We start from the raw sequence: 16,215 nt of genomic DNA on the forward strand, positions 1-16,215 counted from the left end.
CTGATTTGGGAATAGAGAGATTTTGCATGGCTGAGAGTCCGGTTCTGCAATTCTGGTACGGGGATTGCGGGACGGATTTCACGAGTTCATGGCCCGCCAGGCTGTCATCTTGGAGACGTGCAGGAGTTTCGCCACTTCTCTGGCAGAGAGGCCCTGAGCTTTGAGACGACGCGCCTGAGCGATGTCGTCCTCTGTCAGCGTCGGCTTTCTCCCGAGGCGGATGCCTTTGGATTTGGCGGTCTCCAGCCCTGACAGCACACGCTCGCGGATGATGTTGCGTTCAAACTCCGCAAATCCCGCGAGAAGTAGCAGGAACAGCTTGCCTCCAGCGCCTGCGGTATCAATCCCCAGATTAAGAATCCTGACAGAAATCTCCCGCTTTTTCAGCACGTCGATGAGGGTCAGCACATCGAGGGCATTACGTCCCAGACGGTCCAGCTTCACCACGGTCAGGGTGTCCCCCGCCTGAAGTCGTCTGACCAGTCTCTTCAGGGCCGGACGCGATCTCCATGCGGTCGCCCCTGACACTGTTTCCGTCACAACATTCGCCTCTGGCACACCTTCTTTCAGAAGGTCCATGACCTGATTGTCCGTCTGCTGTCGTGAGGTGCTTACGCGTGCATAGCCATATTTTCCCATAATCCCTGTCCTGTCATTGAGGGACACCTTTGTGGGACCCTTTCAGGCCCGTCCGGTCTCCTCCCTGAATCATAACAAAATCAGGTGTTTACGGGATAACCTGGAGACAGGCGGTGAGACGCCTGGGGCGTGGTGTTCCACGTCCATCACGGGCTGACAGAGGCGTCTTTCCTCTGTTTTCGGGGAGTGTGTGTCCAGATATGAATGTCGAAATTTTTGGGAAAACACTCTGGATTCACGGAATCGAGGGCACGGTTCACGGCCTGACCCAATGGACCGAAACCACAACCCAGACCACCAATGGCACCGCCACGCATCTCGGCGGGGGCAATTACGTCATTAACGGACCTCAGGTTCACACCAATACAACGCATCACCAGAAGTTCTGGGTCGTCTCGCCAGGCGGACGGGAGCGTCAGGACATCGGAAACTATCCGATGCGGGACGGTCAGACCGTCCGGCTCGTGTGGGTCGGTCTGGAGGGGCGTCAGTCCACCGGATATGTCCTGTTCCACAACCTCTCCACACAGGCAGGCTGGAAAACACCCGTGGGTCTTCCGTCACCCATCCGGCAGAACGGGTTTGGCAGACTGACCCGTCGCTATCTCCTGTGCATTCTGCTTCTGGGAGGGTGTGCTGTTGCAACCAGTCAGGGCCCCGCTTTGGCCCCTCCCTCAACGCTGTGTGTTGTGTCCATTCTCCTCGCGATCGCGCTGATCCCCATAGGCTTCATGCATCTGTACCAGATGTTCCGGCGCAACGAGCAGACCGCGCTTCTGGCCATTGAGCAGGCTGTCCTCAGCAATCCCGCCTTCCTGCAATCACTGTCCGCATGAAGCCTTTTTCTTCCCATCCCGCAGGACCTCACATGAAAACCACCCTCTTCATTGCTTCCGCCCTGTCCGTGGTTCTGGGGGCAATGCTGGCCCCTGCGAAAGCCCAGACCACACCGGACTGTCTGCTGGCCATCAATCAGGGCGTCATCTCCCCGGCCTGCGCCAAAATGATGGGACTGGGCGCATCCGCCTCACAGTCCCCACCGGATAATGGTGGGCTTCCTCTGCAACAGACCCTGCATTACCAGCCCGTGACGGGCTCTGTGGGCAACGCCAGTATCGTGGGGCTGACACTGGGTATGGGTCTGGCAGACGCCACCCGTGCAATGAAAACCTATTGCAAGGCAGACCCACGTCTCACCAACAGTTTCCTGAACACCACCTACAAAGGTGTTGGGGTCAAAACCCGGTTCTATCCCCAGCTTCTGCAATGTGACGTCAACGGCGACCAGCTTGAAGTGCATGTGTCTCCCCCTGTGATGGGAAGTGTCGTGACAGCCATCAAGCGCTCCGTCTCCTTTCCTGCGGATGCCTCTCCCCGTTTTGCTGAACTGGCCTCTGATATCAGCCAGAAATACGGACTGACGCTTCCCGCAATGGTGCGGGATAGCGATTCAGAAACCACGGCCTATGTGACGGCCACCGGGACAATGGCAACCAATGCCCGCTTTTCCTACGCCCAGCCCATGGACAGCAGTTCGTATGATGCTCCGGGTGAAATCGCCTATCTGGCTGTGAGAGCCAGCCCTGTCAGTTCCAATCCGGCCAATGTGTCCATGATGTTTCTGACGCTTGAAGATTTGAGGGCTGAACGTGCGATCAACGCCGAAGTCCTGAAACAGCTCACGGCTTCGGTCGATCAGAAACTGGCCAACAGCCATGTCAAACCTGCCCTGTGAAGGACATCAGCCTGTGACGCTCAACGGCACCATCATCAAGGTTCCTGACACCACACCGGGCCTGATTGTTTCTGACGGCACCCAGTACAGTTTCCAGCTGGCGGGACACTGGCAGGGAAGCACGGCTCCCGCCCTCAACCAGAAGGTCAGTTTCAGCCCTGATCCACAGGGCCATGCATCGGCCATTCAGGTCGTGACACCTGAAGGTCTCACCCGCGAAAAACTGGACGATATCACACGCAGTGTTCTGAAGAACGGCGAGGGGCTCAGCCAGAAGCTGGGTCCGTATGTCAATGCTCAGGTCTCGCGGATGACGGTGCAGGTTGTTGTCCTGTCACTGGTCCTGCTGGTCTCGTTCCTCGCCCTGACAGGCTGGAGTCTGGATGCCACCAAGGAAGGTCTGCCCATCACGGTGTCCTGTTCGCTGTATCAGTTGCTGGGAACGCAGTTCACGACGGATGGCGTCAGAACCGGTCTGACACTCTGGAGTTGTCTGGGCCTTGTCATCATGCTGATGCCATGGGTCTCTCCCTGGCTGAAACACCGACATGCTCCGCTCCTGAATGTTCTGCCTCTGCTGGCTCTGGTGCTTCTGGCCGTAGGCGTTCACAGGAAGCTTCACGCTTTCGCAACGGCCCTGACGCAGGCCACAGGTCAGATGTTCGGACGCTTTGGAGCCACGGACAGTTTCCAGCAGTCCATGGAACGCGAGACCAGCCAACTGGCACAACACGTCATTGAGTCTGCCACATGGGGGCTGGGGTACTGGCTGTGCCTACTCTGCGCTCTGGGGCTTGGGTGGCTTGGGTTCCGGAAATGGCAGGCCATGCGCTGACATCCCGTTCTCACGCGGGCAGGTCCTGCCTCGGCTTTGCGGGTAACTACATTTTTCTTATCGAACAGGATATTCCATGAAATACTTCAGAATGCCACTTGCCAGTCTTTTTCTGGCAGGTCTCAGTGCGTGTTCGACCGCGTCGGGCGGTAATCAGGCACTGAAAATGGCCACGCCAGCCAGTATCAATCAGACCCTACATAATGGCGTTACAACAGACGAACAGGTCAAGGCCATCTATGGAGCTCCAGACAAGGTCAGCTACACCGATAGTGGCAATGAAATCTGGACATACACCTATGGAAGCTCGTCCGATAAAATCGCGGATGCGGAAGTCTTCGATCCGACCGGGCTCACCACATTTCTGGGGTCGAAGAATAAAAGCCATATCAGGACACTAACCGTGCTTATCCATAACGGTATCGTTATGAAACATAATCTGAATGACAATACCAGCTATGCTGGAACAGGTGTTTTCAAACAATGACGTTCTTTCCTTAAGGAGCGATGTCTTGTCACTGACCTGACGGCATCGGTCTGATTTGCTGGAAGGGCCGGGGAGGGGGCAGTCAGCATAGCCATCTGCCTGAGGGCTTCCTCCGGATTGTCTCGTGCCAGCACAAGAAGTCCGACATCGCGGGTCTGTTTCAGATGCGCCACGAGCCTCTCCATATCGGCTCTGGCTCTGAGGAACGTCTGAACCTCGGGAGAGTCTGCCCATGCCGTATGGGCTTTCTCCCGGCCTGTCGCATACCAGTCCGCCATCCAGCGAAGGGCATAGGCAAACTGCTCATCGTCCTGCATGTCCAGTGTGCCAACCGCATGGCGGTCATAGCCATAGGCGTGAAGAATGGCGGTAAAGGCGTCCTCAGCCTGCCGGATTTCCGCTCTGTTTCCACGGTTCCACACGCTGGCCTTCTGTCTGGCGTCCAGCCATCGGCGTCGGGCCGGGGCAAGTCTGGCATGATGGGTCTGGCCAATATACTGGGCGTCACGGCTTTGCGGGTGTGCAAAAGGCTCAGGCGCGAGATGCGACCAGCGGGCATCGAACTCCTCCATCATGGCCAGAAGCATGTCAGCAAAGCGTTTCTGGTCCTGTAACAGGTCACGGATCTCCGCCTCGTGTTCTGCCTCTCTCCTGTTAAAGTCGATAACGGACTGGATTTCCGCGTGTGACATTCCCTCTGTGATGACAGCGCGTGGTGACATCTGAAGACTGGAGACAGGGCCAAGCCAGTGGGACTGGGGGGCTGGTCGTGTCAGGGGTATCGAAAGGGAAGTCCCGGTCTCTGTCGCGTTGGGTGCGTGTGTTTCCTCTGTTTGGTCGGGTTCGGGGTCAACGGGGGGTTCCCCCTTGCCAGTTGGGTCTCGGGATGTGTCACGAGGGCCAGGGCTGGCTATCCCTTTTTGTGTCATGGCTTCGGGGTCTGTTCTGAACTGCTGAAGCTCGGCTTTCTTGAGGCCCAGCAGACGGGACAGCGAACCCACAAAGACCCCGTGCTGGTCTTTCAGGATAAGAACATCGGGTTTCTTCTGGCCTGCTTCCAGGGTCCATCCCTGATCTGCCACAGCCTGTTCAAAAGCCTGCCAGCTATCAGAGCGGGAAAACATCTCCCGCACGGCGTATTTGACATCGAAAGGGCTGGCGCCCTGTCGCTGGGACAGTTTTGAGTGTGGGTCTGACAGGCAGGAATTCGGGAGCGGTCCGTCGCAGAGCGTCTTCAGGCGGTCCCGAAATTCCTCTGGAACTGCGTGATACACGGACCTGTTGTGACGTCCTTTGGTCAGTCCCAGACCATGCTTCAGCTCAAACAGTCGGGCAATCTTCTCCTGACGTTCATAGCGATGCGAGACATCGAGAACCTTGCCGGTCTCGGCATGTGTGGTGCGAACCAGAAACTGACAGTGGCGATTGTCTGCTTTGCCATCGTGACGGGTTTTGGTGTGAATGACTGCAAGACACACATCAGACGACGTAAACCCGAACTCTGTCGCCAGCATGGTGATGCAGTCGGCAAACTGTTCGTCTGTCAGCTTCTCCTTGGACGATATCTGGAAGTGCTGGACTGCGTTCACGCGATGGAAAGCTGTTGCGTCTGCGATACAGTCATCGATATCCTGGCGTCTGCCTTTCCAGAGTAAAATATGCTCGTTCTCGTCTGTCTTCTCCACAAGGTGATGGAAAATGGCTCCTGACCCCGATGACGTTTTGATGGGATTGCTCTTGAGGATCATCTGACCCTCCTCAAAGCCCTGTTGATGCGGGCTTTGATGTCATCAAGCTCGGGAATCTTGGAGGCAATCTCCACCTGCTCCCCTGTGTTCAGTCGTCTCGCAATTTGGTTCAGGTTGTTGCCAATGGCAGACAACTCCTGACGCAACGCCAGAAGCTCTTGGGCAATCGAAATCCCTCCTGCAAGCTCATTGAGCAGAACCCTGCGACACCAGACAGATAGTCTGCGTGGTCCTGCATTACGTTTTAATCTCTCCTGTTCCTCTGGACTGATCCGGATATGCACTGTTTCTGTTTTCATAATGCCCCTCGCGCGCGTGAGTCATTATAGCTCTGGCAGATGCAGGGGAGAGGGCAGGTCTGGTGTATTCAGATAGTAAACTTGAGCCAAATTAGAGTAACCGTATATACAAATGCAGGAAAAATCATTTTTATTGGTATTTATTGAAATAAATCCTTGACAAGTCTGTCTGATCTTGCTATAAGTGCCCTTACGGAGACCCGAAAGGACTCTCTGTTTTTTGAGGAAACTATAATGAGGATTTTACGAACTGATATTAAAACTTTACTAACCGTTCTGTCCAATATTGAAGAGCGGGAAAAAAGCCTGGGAACACCAAGGCATATTGGGGAATCCCCCGTCGCACTCCCTGAAATTACGCGTATCGTGTCGTGTGTCGGACAGGAGCTGAAAGCGCAGGGATGGAACAAGGCAAAATCCTGTTCTGCTTATGTTGAAGCGCTGAAAAAGGCATCAGGTCTTCGAGATGAAGGATCTGACGCGCTGTTCCGTTTCTTTATGGATATGGACAATCCGGTTGCAGATATTCTGCGAGCCATCAGCATTTATGGCTGGGAGCAGGAAGACCGCAACGCTGAGAAAAAAGGCTTTGGAAATGCGCTTTTTGTTGCATTTGGACTGCTGATTTTCCGGGACTGCGAGCGGTATCACGGACATAGATGGGACTGGGAAATCGAGTATGTGCAGTGGTTTGCCCGCTTTGCTCCAGATGAGTTCAACGCAGGCGCATCGATTGCTCTCCATGCTCATTTCGATCTCGGCTTCTCGCTCCTGGCAGAAATGAAGGGCAAAAAGCCTCTTTCTTGGTCCTATGAAGGACAGGGAGGCCAGCCATGACCCATCATGAAATTGCCATGGCTCAGCTGGATGTCGCCCGTAAGTACTTGGAGTGGAGGATTTCCGCTCTGGAGGCTCCCCTGACGGCCCTGCAACAGGACGGCGATGAAGACAGAGCTCAGGCACTCCTGGATCAATCCTGGATGTTCAAAAACCGCATCCAAAGTGTCGAAGATGTCGCAACGGTTCTGGAAATCATGCAGGAACTGGGGGTGTGTGATGATAACTAAAGCAGACGCCTTCAACCATCTCCTGAATATGGCTCGTGGAACCAGCCGGGGCGAAATTATTGCCCGCGACTTTTTGCTCTGGTGGTGGAATGAGCACCTCTTTGGGATATTCGACTTCCACCGTCTTGTTTATCTCGACGGTAAGACATTCAAGGCGATCTGTGATTTGTCTCAGGATATCTTTACATCGGGGACCACCTATCCTCTTGTAGACAGCGAGTTTTACAGAGGTTTGCAAGAGCTCGTGAACTGGGAACTGGACCGTCAGAACCGCCTGAAGTCCCAATAAAGGGGGCTTCCCGCACCTCACCTTTTCCCCAACAAGGTGAGGTGCGGGATAGACTTGTCCCGGGTTGTTCGAGCATATCCAATGCCTCGTCTCTCGCCTTGGGAGGAGGTTGCCCTCTGGAGCAAAGCCTCTCCCACCCAAAAGCTGAGGAAGTAACACCTTCTTGGTATATATCTAAACAATCTGGAACGATGTCAGAATGAAATACTGTTGTCCTGACTGAAACCTGATGTCTGACCATGGAGGTCTGGCTGACAGGGGATGCATTGAAATCCTTCACTGTTCTGAAATGCATGACATGCACCAGAGCGGTCAGGGTTCTCGGCATTCCTCTGCGGACATAATGGAAATCGGGATGACGGGCTGATATCCGGTTCAGTCTCTCATCAGAAAATCCCCGCATCAGGAGCAGGGCTGTTCCACCAAAGGTTTTCCTCTTTATCAACCTGTGAGCTGTAGAAACTCTTGCATCGGACAGGGTTCCGTAGCGTTTGCCTGCATGAATACTCGTATAACGGCTTCGGATGTCTCGCGTCAGTCCAATGAACGTCAGGCTGGTTTCAGGCTTTCCATAGTCCTTGGTGAGATATCGCGAAACAGACAGCACATCGCGGATATCCTTGATGGCGTCTGCCTGTCGGTCCACTTCATTTGGAAACGCCTGAAGGATCTGTTCCTCAAGCCAGGCTCTCTGGGAGGGGTCTACGTAGAGCTGGATATGGTAATGCGGTGTTTCATCGTTCTGGAGTTCCAGCGCTGTCATCCCCAGCAGGAGAATATCCTTCTCCCGGGCTTTGCGTCTGACACTTTTCCAGCGTCTGGAGATTTCGGCTTTGGCCTCTTCATAGGAACAGGCATGGTATGATCCGGGTAAGGTCAGGGTCAGGAACAGTCCCCGATAGTCCAGAAATCCGGTGGCGAAGTCGTGCAGGCTGTCAGCTATGGCCAGCGTGACCGCATAATGTTTTCTGAGATGCCACTGACGTAAATCATAAGCGGACAGTCCGGTGTCCGGGTTCTGTCTGTCAGGAACGACGATGAACGTTTTGCTGGCTGTCAGTTTCTCGGCGTCAAAGGACTGTTGAATCCTGTCCCGTTCCGGGGAGAGTTCCAGAACCCTGCGGAGATTACGGCGTAACCTGTTGGCTTTGCGTGTGAGAACCTGTCCCGTGATTCGCTGGGTCTGTTTCAGCTCGTCATAAGATTGGGAGAGAAGGTCAAAGCCGGAAACGAGGTCTTCGGGCAGGGTTTCAACCCAGGCCACGACGTCCATGGCAATCTGTTCAGTTTCTTCAAAACAGGTCAGAAATTCGCAGTTCTCTGCGATCTTTTTGGTGATTACGTTCTTGTAAAACACATGCAGGGGGAACAGCCTGCGCCAGATGTCTGGTCTGGTGGTTCTTATCCAGTGGTCTATCTCGTCATACTGCACATCATCCTACATCTTTCCCCGTGTAAGCGTGGAGGGAAGCAGAATGGTCTATAATGGTCCTGTTGTAGAAACATGTTGATCTTCCTTCTCCGGACTGGTCTTCGGGATGTTCTCCAGTCCTGAGAGGGAAGTATAGCAGACAGTCTTGCAGTTTTGTTTCGAAGAGGGATTATTGTTTTCCCATTAGTCTCTTCAGGTCCCAGAACTCAGGATATGACATGGAATCCGCAACACGTTTGAGGTTCGTGATATCCACGTCATCGAAATAGACGGTATTACCAACCGACTTGTTCAAGCCTTCATGTCCGAGAAAATCATCAATCCATGACTCTCGAAGTCCACCGTCGCCATGTTCATGAATATTGCGGAGCTTGGTTGAGACGTTGTGCCGGAAAGAATGAAAAACCTTCTCCCGGCCAATGCCGAGGCGCGATTTAAAGCTCGAGAAATTTCTCTGGAAGATTCCGGACCGTTTCATGTCCATGCCTGTGAAATCCAGGTCCTTGAACAGATAACGACGTCGCTGGTTTTTAGCACGTTCGGCCATCTCTACGAGGCCGGTATCCAGGAGGGGCTGACACAGGGGAACGATGCGAGCACCGGCTTCAGTCTTGGGGTCCCATGCTTCCCAAGGTGCGTCTTTATGAGCACGGTGGACCTGCACCACAATGCACCAGACATCCTGGATCTGGATGATATCCTGCGGTCGCAGTCGGCAGATTTCTTCCTCCCGCATTCCCGTATAGGACGCGATGCCGACAATCAGACCAAAAGTGGCCTGACTGATGGTTTGGAATGGCCACGGATTTTCAATGAGCGTTATCAGGTCGTCGTTTGACCAGCGGATACGCTGTGTTTTTGCAGTGGTATCGAACTTCCAGCCTCCGACAAACGGATTGCGGTCAACCTTGCCGATGGGTTCATAATGTCGCCAGAGAGCAGACAGTCGTGTGAAATGGTTCTTTGTGGCTTTTCCTGAGATACGCTCCAGATTTTTCCGATTGGCTTCTGAGACCAGTTCAGCGACGGTTCGAGTATCCTTGCGGTTTTTGCCGTAATTGACCGGCAGTTGCTCCATCATTGTTTTGAAGTCGGAGGCATCTTCTCCCGCATAGTCGCGGATAGGTCTGTCACCACAGATTTCGACAAACCTTTTATACGTGTTGCGATGCTCAGCGATTACGGAGGGTTTGGCTTTCTTGGCCTTGAGGCTCAGGAAGGTTTCAGATGCTTCCGAAAACAGAGGGGAAGGCTTGGGGGCTGGAGGCTGAACAAGTTGTGTCAGCACGGCAACCTGCTCTGCGAGCTTTGTCAAAGCGACCTCGCCCGGGTTCCTTGCAGACTTGCCCAGTTTGTAAATGATATCTGTCAGGGCGTTGATTTCGGGACCAATCTTCTCAAGCACGATGGAAACCCGCTGGTGGTCTTCCATCCTTGCCAGAAGATGCTCGGCATTCATGGTGTTATAGCGAGCTTTCAGAGCCTGAATCTCACTGTCATAGGTCTGGATAATGGACTGAAACAGGTCCTGCTGGACAGGATGGAGGTCCGAGGTGGAGAGAGCTTCCTGAAACGTCTCAACCACAGTGTTGAGCGAGGATTTTTCTTCCGGGTGAGACATGGCCAGACTGATGCACTCGAAAAGCTGAGAGGTCAGTCCATACATGGCACAGGCACGGGTTCTGGCAAGATTTCTGTCTGGCGTCTCAAGAGAATGCCAGATTTCCCGCTTTCCCAGAATCGGCCTGAAGCGGAGAGGAATCCCGCGTCTGAAGTGGAAACCGGATTGCAGGCGAATCAGCACAACAGGGCTCGTTTTGTAGAAGCCCTTTGTAGAAGAACGGGGGCTCCGGGTTACTGAAAACCCTAAAAGCCGTTTATTTTCAATAACTTAGATGTGGTGCGAGCTGCGGGACTCGAACCCGCACGCCCTTACGGACTCGAGATTTTAAGTCTCGTGCGTCTACCATTCCGCCAAGCTCGCACACGCCTCATGCTGCGCGCAGCAGGGCGGTCCCGTTTTCGCGCAACCAGCGCTCCGCTGCAAGACGTCCTGGGCGACCATTTAAGCAAAAATGATCAACAAGAGCCCAAAAATCGGAACTATGGTCAAAATGTCTGAGATGGGCGAGTTCGTGGATGATGACGTAGTCCCGGATTTCAACCGGGGTCATTAGCAGGCGCCAGCTCAGCATGATGCGACCCTGACGGGTACAACTGCCCCATCGTGTTCGAACGTCTCGTAAATCCAGACGGGAAGGAACAAGTTGCATTCTTTCGCTGTGGCGTTTTACAGCGGTATCCAGACGGTCTTTTGCAAGTTTAAGCAAAAAGTCCCGCACTCTGCGTTCGGTATGCTCGGCATCTCCGCTAACATGAAGCCCGTCATCGTCCAGCCATGTACCGCGACGTGCAGTCGGTTCATGGAGAATGGGGACGAGGTTGCCTTCGATCATGATGTCATGCCCATGCGCCAGAACCGGCTTTTCAGGCAAGGACGCCAGAGACGTCGAAATCCAGTCCATATGTTGCTGGACGAACGCCACCCCCTGTTTGCGACTTATACGATCAGGCATTGTTACAATGACGCTGCCTTGCATGGCATCAATCCGCAGGGTCATGCGGCGGGCACGTTTCGAACGTCGCCAGACAAGGGGGACGGTCGGAGGAAGCATGAAAGGTGTTCTAGCCGGACTGCTTCAAGGACATGCAGGGGGGCGAGTTTTCAGGCCACTCTCCAGGCCAGTCCACAATGTAATTTTCTAATGAGCCCGCGTGCCGTTCGCTGATGCAACGACCGCCAGCAGATGCACCGGACGTGTGGACGCTGTCACGGGTGCCGCTGCGAAGGGGGTGCCATTCAGGCAGGTCAAAGCCGTCACGCAGTAATCGGTATGCGCAGCTTGGGGGAAGCCAGTCGATGTCCGCAAGGAGTTCCGGTGTCAGTGTGATGCAGTCTGGAACTTTGCGATGGCGCTTGAGATAACTCGTGCACCGGCAGGTCTGCGTATCCAGAAGGCGGCAGGCGACCGTTGTATAGACGACTTCTTCCGTATCTTCATCGCGTAGCTTGTTCAGGCAGCAGCGCCCGCATCCATCACACAGGGATTCCCATTGTTCAGGTGTCATCTGGTCCAGAGGCGTGGTCTGCCAGAAAAAAGGTACGGACGTCATGGACGATCCAGTATCACACACCCGACTGTCAGGAGAACTGCCATTGTGCAGGACAGAAGTGCGGCTGGGAGCAAAAGGGGCAGCCAGATCAGTCGTACACGCGTTGAGAATTTGGCACCTAGCCCTATTGCTGCGCGCGTTGTGCCAGCAGGCATACCTAAAAGTGTAGCTCCGAATGGAAGCATAACAGCAGGAGAGATTAAGCCGCCCTGAAGCACATCATAATATCGTCCGGCGAATATCACGCCTGCTTTATGTAGCTCAGGAAGGGCGAAGGCGAGCGCGGGCCCTGGCAAAAGAACCAGAAGACCTAACAATCGTACATATCTGGCGGGAAGCAGGCGCATCAACAGTGTGATGACGGTGCACCCCAGAAGCAGTCCTGAAAGAATGGGAGCCAGATGAAGGCGGAGGGAGAGGGCCATCATGGCTGCTTGCTGCCATACCAATCCTGGAATCTCTGTTCCAGTTGATCCCCGTATTTTGTCCAGAATGCTTCGTTGACGGGTAATATTATCCCGTTAGGCGCTACTGCGCTGTCAGGGGTGTCATCCAGATGAAGGGACGTTTTGTTGAGGTGCTCAAGCGTCTTTGTGGCTACTTCGTCTGGCGTGTTGGCAGGAATTGCCCAGTAAAGGGAGGTACGAAGGACGACATCCGGTTGAGCAACAAACAGCGAGGACGCCGGACCAGCCTTCACTTTTGTGCTGACACTGGAAATTTCTGCCATGGGAGCGCTGGTCATCAACGCGCTGCTTTGTTCCATGATGCGCGCGGCATCGTCTGGCGTTTTCCACCACACGATATACGGGCGCAGCAGATCCAGCTTATGGAAGGCGCGATCCACACCAGCATGCGTGGAGAGTGCTGTGTAGATATCTCTTGGATCGATACCATCAGCAAGAAGCGCGATTTCAAGGGTTGTGCGCGCGCTCAGGCGAAGACCGCGCCTGCCAGGATGGCGGGCAACATCCCAGAAATCTTTCCAGCCAGGAGCGGATGGTAGGCGAGACCTATCCCAGGCGAGGGCAAGTGTGCTCTGGCCTCCAGGAACGCCGCATGATGTGTTGTTCTCAATAGGACGAACCCAGTTCTTCTGGCAGGCTTCTGAAAGCTGGCTTCCGTTCAACAGGACTGCCGCCCAGTCCGCTCTTGCCGCATGGACGCCAACATCCAGAGTTGTCTTCTGACCATCCCACTCAATCAGTCGTATTGTGCTGTCTGCTCCTGCCAAAGCGTTGGCAGCGACAGTTCCTTCCGGGACACCCCAGCCGGGTGCAGGTGGGGCGACTGGTTTTGTATTTTTCCGGTGTTTCGCGACGGAGTGTGTTCTGGAATGTTTATGCGCATGCGCCGAGGCTTCGGGCGTTGAGAAAACAGACGTGACGCTTTGGCCAATATGCGAAAAGAATCTTTCCACACTCGCGGATGCACTCTGCGAGGAACTGGATGTAGTGGCATGGGCAGGCATATTCAGCGGAAGGCACTGAAAAAGCAGGAGACCCGTTAGCAGACGTGAAGGACGTAAGGCACGACCGAGACCCGCCCGGATACAGACCGGGAGCGTTTGTCGCAAAAGAGAGGCGGGCCGGGACAGATGACGATCCTTAGTTCAGGGAGAAACGAGAGCGGGCCAGAAACCCACCATAAAGCGGCGGCACTTTAATACAGGTCGGGCCGAAGCGGAAAGGCCGTCGCATGTCCTGCCGGCCAGGCTAATTGGACGGGGGAGCCGGGGCGGGGGAGTTTCTGTGTTTGAAGGGGAGGGCGACGAAGCTCGATTTCGGTGCCCTCCGGGCAGCGGACTCGCATTCTTATGTGGTCCCCGAGATGCACGGTCTCTGTCAGGGCGCCGCGTACAGGCGGCATATCCTCATCTTCCAGTCCAAGAGACTGTGTGCCGAAGAAAGGAGAAATCCGGTCAGGTCGGACGCAGACCAGACAGGCTTGTCCTTCAGCCAACTCGCTCTCGGAGGCCAGGGCTTCAACAACTCCGCCGCACGCAAGTTGGATGCGCGCAATATCATCCCCGATATCGAGAACCTGCCCGGTCAGGCAGTTGGCCTCCCCGAAAAGTGTAGCAACCTCGACGCCTGCCGGACGGTCGTAGAGGTCCGCGGCGGGGCCAGACTGAAGGAGCGTCTGACTTTGGAAAAACGCAATAGAGCCTCCTGCCCGTAAGGCGTCTTCTTTGCTGGGAACACTCTGAAGGATGCTGAGATCACGGGCGCGCGTCAGTTTTGAAAGCAGGGATGCCATTCGACGTGCTGCCTGTGGATCCAGTGCGGCGAACGGATTGTCGAGCAGGAGGACGGCGGGGGATGTAACGAGTGCTCTTGCAAGCATGACCCGAAGTGTTTGTTCTGGTGAAAGGCTGCGAGGTGCTGCTTTCCCCAGGCCATCCAACCCGAGAAGGGACATCATTCTACCCGCGCCAGCGTCAGCTTCTGCGTGTTTTTGCCCCTGAGCGCGGAGTGCGAAAACGATATTGCTCTGCACATCCAGATGGGGAAACAGCGGGTCCCGGGTGCTGATCAACGTCACACCGCGCTGACCAGCCGGGCGTGATGTGATGTCGGTGCCGCATACAAGAACTCGGCCACCCATTGAAGGAGAAAACCCGGCGATCAGATCCAGAATACCGGACAGCACGGCTGTGTCTGTACCATACGCTGTCACCGTCTCGCCTTGAGGAACAGACAGATCGAAGGCTTCCGCCTGTAAACCGGGACGAAGTGCCTCCAGTTGAAGGGCCATCGTTACACGTGGAGCGGCCTGACCTCTGGGGTTGGTAAGTGGAGCGCCGGGTGGGCGGGGCATGCAACCTCTGATAATGGTTTTGCGTTTGAAGTGAGATACAGGGCTTGATTCCCAAGCCCCTACTATATTGCAATGAGGGTTTGAACATGAGCCGTGATACCGTCAAGAAGAACATCGAAGTCGCTGCAGAAACCACGCAGGAGCAGATTGACAGTCTTCGCAAGCAGGTCGAACAGATTCTGAACGACTATGTCAGCCCTATGCTGCTTCAGGCTGCTGATCGCACGGAGCACGCCGTTGCAAATGCCCGTAAAATCACGGATCATGAAATCGAAAATGTATCGACGCGTGTGCAGTCGCGGCCTATCGCCGCTATTCTGATCTCGGCTGTGGTCGGTTTCCTGGCGGGCCGTTTTTCCAAGTAATCGGCACGTAACCTTTTCAGGCGGGAAGCGGGCGATGTGCGCAGGCCTGCACCCGTCCTGTTTAGAATAAAGGCGAACGATCCTCCATGAAGCCTATCGAACTCGGTCAGGAAGTCCTGTCCGCCCAAGGCCAGATCCTCTCACGTTCCGCGATGCGAATCGGCCGTCGGGTGGCTTGTGCCCTTGTTGCAGTCGTCTTCCTGCTGTTCGCTGCCATTTCTTTTCATGGCTTCCTCTGGGCTTTCTTTATCAGTGTTGCAGGGCTGGGCTACGTCAAAGCCAGCCTCTGTGTCATCGGTGTGGATATGCTTTTTGTGGTGATCTTCGCTGCGCTGGCGGCCTGGTCCATCCCTGATGTGGTTGAAATCGAGGCTCGTATCCGTCGTGACCGTAAGCTCGTCGAACTGAAGCAGTCTATTGCGGTCACCGCCGTGACGGGTCTTTTGCTTGGACCGGCAGGACGTTTTACAGGCCGGAAACTCTTTTCACTCATCAGAAGTTTTTTCAGTCATTCCAAATAAGACATTTTATGACTGATTTTTGTCAAAGCCATCTGGCCACCCGTGGGTTAATGGCGTAAGGACTTCGCCTGTGCCGTGATCACGCCCTTGTGGGAGTCGTCACGGACTTGCGAGGAGTCCCGTGGAAAGTTCGTCGAACAGTCCGTTAGTTGGCAGCAAGGTCACAACCTGATGCTTACGGAAGTTAATCTCTTCGGCGTCTTTGTCGCACCCCTTTCAATCTATGCCGTTGCAGCAGTGTTCGTGACATTGCTGTTGAGAAGCATTCTGTGGCGGACCGGCGCCTTAAGCTGGTTCTGGCACGTCGCTCTATTTGAAATAGCGCTCTATGTCTGTGTTCTCTGTCTGCTCATCCTTTACGTCTAGGAGGGGTCGGCTATGAACTGGACCCGCAGTGTGATCCGCGTTCTGCTGACTCTCATCGTACTGGCGATGGCCATTGGCCTCGGCCGGACCATGTGGGACATTTACGTTCTTGCACCATGGACGCGTGATGGACGCGTCCGTGTGTATGTGGTCGATGCCGCTCCCGAAGTATCCGGGACGGTTGTGTCGGTTCCCGTTGTGGATAACCAGTTCGTACATCGTGGCGATCCGTTGTTCGTACTCGATCCTGTGCGTTTCCGCCTTGATATTGATGCGGCCCGTGCGCGTCTTGCCGGTGCGGAAGAAGACCTGAAGCTTCGCTCCTCCGACGCCAAGCGCCGTATGGGGCTGGGGGGCATTGTTTCTGCTGAAGAGCAGGAAGACTTCAACTCGAATGTCGAGACGCAGCGGGCCAAGGTTAATGCGGCGAAAGCTGAA

Annotated in this window: 21 protein-coding genes and 1 tRNA gene; 11 read left to right on the forward strand and 11 right to left on the reverse strand. The window is 54.7% G+C overall.

The window, feature by feature from the left end; genetic code table 11:
- Positions 1–78 precede the first annotated feature (78 nt).
- Positions 79–639, reverse strand: coding sequence for a recombinase family protein (locus HKD32_RS06310; protein ID WP_194257722.1), 561 nt, complete (start codon positions 637–639; stop codon positions 79–81).
- 200 nt (positions 640–839) lie between these two features.
- Between HKD32_RS06310 and HKD32_RS06315 the strand changes: the two genes are divergently transcribed.
- From HKD32_RS06315 to HKD32_RS06330, 4 genes are all read left to right on the forward strand, one after another.
- Positions 840–1,475 carry a hypothetical protein gene (locus HKD32_RS06315; RefSeq protein ID WP_194257723.1) on the forward strand — a complete coding sequence of 212 codons (636 nt, stop codon included), beginning with the start codon at positions 840–842 and terminating at the stop codon, positions 1,473–1,475.
- A 32-nt stretch (positions 1,476–1,507) separates the two neighbouring features.
- Positions 1,508–2,374 (forward strand): hypothetical protein, encoded by an 867-nt coding sequence (locus tag HKD32_RS06320; RefSeq protein ID WP_194257724.1) that lies wholly within the window; start codon positions 1,508–1,510, stop codon positions 2,372–2,374.
- Positions 2,355–3,209 carry a hypothetical protein gene (locus HKD32_RS06325; protein ID WP_194257725.1) on the forward strand — a complete coding sequence of 285 codons (855 nt, stop codon included), beginning with the start codon at positions 2,355–2,357 and terminating at the stop codon, positions 3,207–3,209. The genes HKD32_RS06320 and HKD32_RS06325 overlap by 20 nt, the downstream gene beginning before the upstream one ends.
- Before the next feature lie 76 nt (positions 3,210–3,285).
- Positions 3,286–3,696: a hypothetical protein gene (locus HKD32_RS06330; RefSeq protein WP_194257726.1), complete on the forward strand. Its 411-nt coding sequence runs from the start codon at positions 3,286–3,288 to the stop codon at positions 3,694–3,696.
- Here HKD32_RS06330 and HKD32_RS06335 read toward each other — a convergent pair.
- Both HKD32_RS06335 and HKD32_RS06340 read right to left on the reverse strand, forming a co-directional pair.
- A complete protein-coding gene (locus HKD32_RS06335; protein ID WP_228118800.1) occupies positions 3,666–5,444 on the reverse strand; it encodes a relaxase/mobilization nuclease domain-containing protein in 1,779 nt (592 codons plus the stop codon). The genes HKD32_RS06330 and HKD32_RS06335 overlap by 31 nt on opposite strands.
- Positions 5,441–5,743 (reverse strand): plasmid mobilization protein, encoded by a 303-nt coding sequence (locus tag HKD32_RS06340; protein WP_194257727.1) that lies wholly within the window; start codon positions 5,741–5,743, stop codon positions 5,441–5,443. The genes HKD32_RS06335 and HKD32_RS06340 overlap by 4 nt, the downstream gene beginning before the upstream one ends.
- 234 nt (positions 5,744–5,977) lie before the next feature.
- On the opposite strand from HKD32_RS06340, the gene HKD32_RS06345 reads away from it, so the two are divergent.
- Genes HKD32_RS06345 through HKD32_RS15560 form a run of 3 tightly spaced genes read left to right on the forward strand, consistent with a single transcriptional unit; the run spans position 5,978 to position 7,099 of the window.
- Complete coding sequence (locus tag HKD32_RS06345; protein WP_194257728.1) at positions 5,978–6,580, forward strand: hypothetical protein; 603 nt, start codon at positions 5,978–5,980, stop codon at positions 6,578–6,580.
- Entirely contained in the window at positions 6,577–6,810 is a 234-nt protein-coding gene (locus HKD32_RS06350) for a hypothetical protein (RefSeq protein WP_194257729.1), read from the forward strand. The genes HKD32_RS06345 and HKD32_RS06350 overlap by 4 nt, the downstream gene beginning before the upstream one ends.
- Positions 6,811–6,838: 28 nt before the next feature.
- A complete protein-coding gene (locus HKD32_RS15560) occupies positions 6,839–7,099 on the forward strand; it encodes a DUF7673 family protein (RefSeq protein WP_456306029.1) in 261 nt (86 codons plus the stop codon).
- On the opposite strand, the gene HKD32_RS06355 is transcribed toward HKD32_RS15560, so the two are convergent.
- The 8 genes from HKD32_RS06355 to HKD32_RS06390 form a co-directional block, all read right to left on the reverse strand.
- Positions 6,993–8,372, reverse strand: coding sequence for a replication endonuclease (locus HKD32_RS06355; protein WP_228118801.1), 1,380 nt, complete (start codon positions 8,370–8,372; stop codon positions 6,993–6,995). The genes HKD32_RS15560 and HKD32_RS06355 overlap by 107 nt on opposite strands.
- A 328-nt stretch (positions 8,373–8,700) precedes the next feature.
- Positions 8,701–10,335: a DUF6538 domain-containing protein gene (locus HKD32_RS06360; RefSeq protein ID WP_194257730.1), complete on the reverse strand. Its 1,635-nt coding sequence runs from the start codon at positions 10,333–10,335 to the stop codon at positions 8,701–8,703.
- Positions 10,336–10,429: 94 nt separating this feature from the next.
- A tRNA-Leu gene (locus HKD32_RS06365) sits at positions 10,430–10,515 on the reverse strand.
- 7 nt (positions 10,516–10,522) lie between these two features.
- Complete coding sequence (locus HKD32_RS06370; protein WP_061929509.1) at positions 10,523–11,206, reverse strand: M48 family metallopeptidase; 684 nt, start codon at positions 11,204–11,206, stop codon at positions 10,523–10,525.
- Positions 11,207–11,216: 10 nt separating this feature from the next.
- Positions 11,217–11,705: a YcgN family cysteine cluster protein gene (locus tag HKD32_RS06375; protein WP_061929513.1), complete on the reverse strand. Its 489-nt coding sequence runs from the start codon at positions 11,703–11,705 to the stop codon at positions 11,217–11,219.
- Entirely contained in the window at positions 11,702–12,133 is a 432-nt protein-coding gene (locus tag HKD32_RS06380; protein WP_061929515.1) for a hypothetical protein, read from the reverse strand. Before HKD32_RS06380 ends, HKD32_RS06375 begins: the two co-directional genes overlap by 4 nt.
- On the reverse strand, positions 12,130–13,125 hold the full coding sequence (locus HKD32_RS06385; protein ID WP_234781738.1) for an extracellular solute-binding protein: 996 nt from the start codon (positions 13,123–13,125) through the stop codon (positions 12,130–12,132). The genes HKD32_RS06380 and HKD32_RS06385 overlap by 4 nt, the downstream gene beginning before the upstream one ends.
- Before the next feature lie 242 nt (positions 13,126–13,367).
- A complete protein-coding gene (locus HKD32_RS06390) occupies positions 13,368–14,525 on the reverse strand; it encodes an ABC transporter ATP-binding protein (RefSeq protein ID WP_061929519.1) in 1,158 nt (385 codons plus the stop codon).
- An 86-nt stretch (positions 14,526–14,611) separates the two neighbouring features.
- Between HKD32_RS06390 and HKD32_RS06395 the strand changes: the two genes are divergently transcribed.
- The 4 genes from HKD32_RS06395 to HKD32_RS06410 form a co-directional block, all read left to right on the forward strand.
- Positions 14,612–14,890, forward strand: a complete 279-nt coding sequence (locus tag HKD32_RS06395) for a hypothetical protein (protein WP_010505724.1) — start codon at positions 14,612–14,614, stop codon at positions 14,888–14,890.
- 86 nt (positions 14,891–14,976) lie between these two features.
- A complete protein-coding gene (locus tag HKD32_RS06400) occupies positions 14,977–15,411 on the forward strand; it encodes a hypothetical protein (protein ID WP_061929521.1) in 435 nt (144 codons plus the stop codon).
- Positions 15,412–15,582: 171 nt separating this feature from the next.
- Positions 15,583–15,777, forward strand: a complete 195-nt coding sequence (locus tag HKD32_RS06405; protein WP_007284708.1) for a DUF1656 domain-containing protein — start codon at positions 15,583–15,585, stop codon at positions 15,775–15,777.
- A gap of 12 nt (positions 15,778–15,789) precedes the next feature.
- A partial coding sequence (locus HKD32_RS06410; RefSeq protein WP_194257731.1) for an HlyD family secretion protein occupies positions 15,790–16,215 on the forward strand: 426 nt, incomplete at its 3' end.

The sequence above is a fragment of the Gluconobacter japonicus genome (assembly GCF_015244665.1).
In the GTDB taxonomy this organism is placed as follows: Bacteria; Pseudomonadota; Alphaproteobacteria; order Acetobacterales; family Acetobacteraceae; genus Gluconobacter; species Gluconobacter japonicus.

Excerpts from the sequence above, each read along its gene's own strand:
- HKD32_RS06310 (WP_194257722.1), bottom strand. The coding sequence starts at position 639 with ATGGGAAAATATGGCTATGCACGCGTAAGCACCTCACGACAGCAGACG.
- HKD32_RS06405 (WP_007284708.1), top strand. The coding sequence starts at position 15,583 with ATGCTTACGGAAGTTAATCTCTTCGGCGTCTTTGTCGCACCCCTTTCA.
- HKD32_RS15560 (WP_456306029.1), top strand. The coding sequence starts at position 6,839 with ATGGCTCGTGGAACCAGCCGGGGCGAAATTATTGCCCGCGACTTTTTG.
- HKD32_RS06400 (WP_061929521.1), top strand. The coding sequence starts at position 14,977 with ATGAAGCCTATCGAACTCGGTCAGGAAGTCCTGTCCGCCCAAGGCCAG.
- HKD32_RS06355 (WP_228118801.1), bottom strand. The coding sequence starts at position 8,372 with ATGGACGTCGTGGCCTGGGTTGAAACCCTGCCCGAAGACCTCGTTTCC.
- HKD32_RS06325 (WP_194257725.1), top strand. The coding sequence starts at position 2,355 with ATGTCAAACCTGCCCTGTGAAGGACATCAGCCTGTGACGCTCAACGGC.
- HKD32_RS06330 (WP_194257726.1), top strand. The coding sequence starts at position 3,286 with ATGAAATACTTCAGAATGCCACTTGCCAGTCTTTTTCTGGCAGGTCTC.
- HKD32_RS06345 (WP_194257728.1), top strand. The coding sequence starts at position 5,978 with ATGAGGATTTTACGAACTGATATTAAAACTTTACTAACCGTTCTGTCC.
- HKD32_RS06340 (WP_194257727.1), bottom strand. The coding sequence starts at position 5,743 with ATGAAAACAGAAACAGTGCATATCCGGATCAGTCCAGAGGAACAGGAG.
- HKD32_RS06395 (WP_010505724.1), top strand. The coding sequence starts at position 14,612 with ATGAGCCGTGATACCGTCAAGAAGAACATCGAAGTCGCTGCAGAAACC.
- HKD32_RS06370 (WP_061929509.1), bottom strand. The coding sequence starts at position 11,206 with ATGCTTCCTCCGACCGTCCCCCTTGTCTGGCGACGTTCGAAACGTGCC.
- HKD32_RS06380 (WP_061929515.1), bottom strand. The coding sequence starts at position 12,133 with ATGATGGCCCTCTCCCTCCGCCTTCATCTGGCTCCCATTCTTTCAGGA.
- HKD32_RS06350 (WP_194257729.1), top strand. The coding sequence starts at position 6,577 with ATGACCCATCATGAAATTGCCATGGCTCAGCTGGATGTCGCCCGTAAG.
- HKD32_RS06335 (WP_228118800.1), bottom strand. The coding sequence starts at position 5,444 with ATGATCCTCAAGAGCAATCCCATCAAAACGTCATCGGGGTCAGGAGCC.
- HKD32_RS06390 (WP_061929519.1), bottom strand. The coding sequence starts at position 14,525 with ATGCCCCGCCCACCCGGCGCTCCACTTACCAACCCCAGAGGTCAGGCC.
- HKD32_RS06320 (WP_194257724.1), top strand. The coding sequence starts at position 1,508 with ATGAAAACCACCCTCTTCATTGCTTCCGCCCTGTCCGTGGTTCTGGGG.
- HKD32_RS06315 (WP_194257723.1), top strand. The coding sequence starts at position 840 with ATGAATGTCGAAATTTTTGGGAAAACACTCTGGATTCACGGAATCGAG.
- HKD32_RS06375 (WP_061929513.1), bottom strand. The coding sequence starts at position 11,705 with ATGACGTCCGTACCTTTTTTCTGGCAGACCACGCCTCTGGACCAGATG.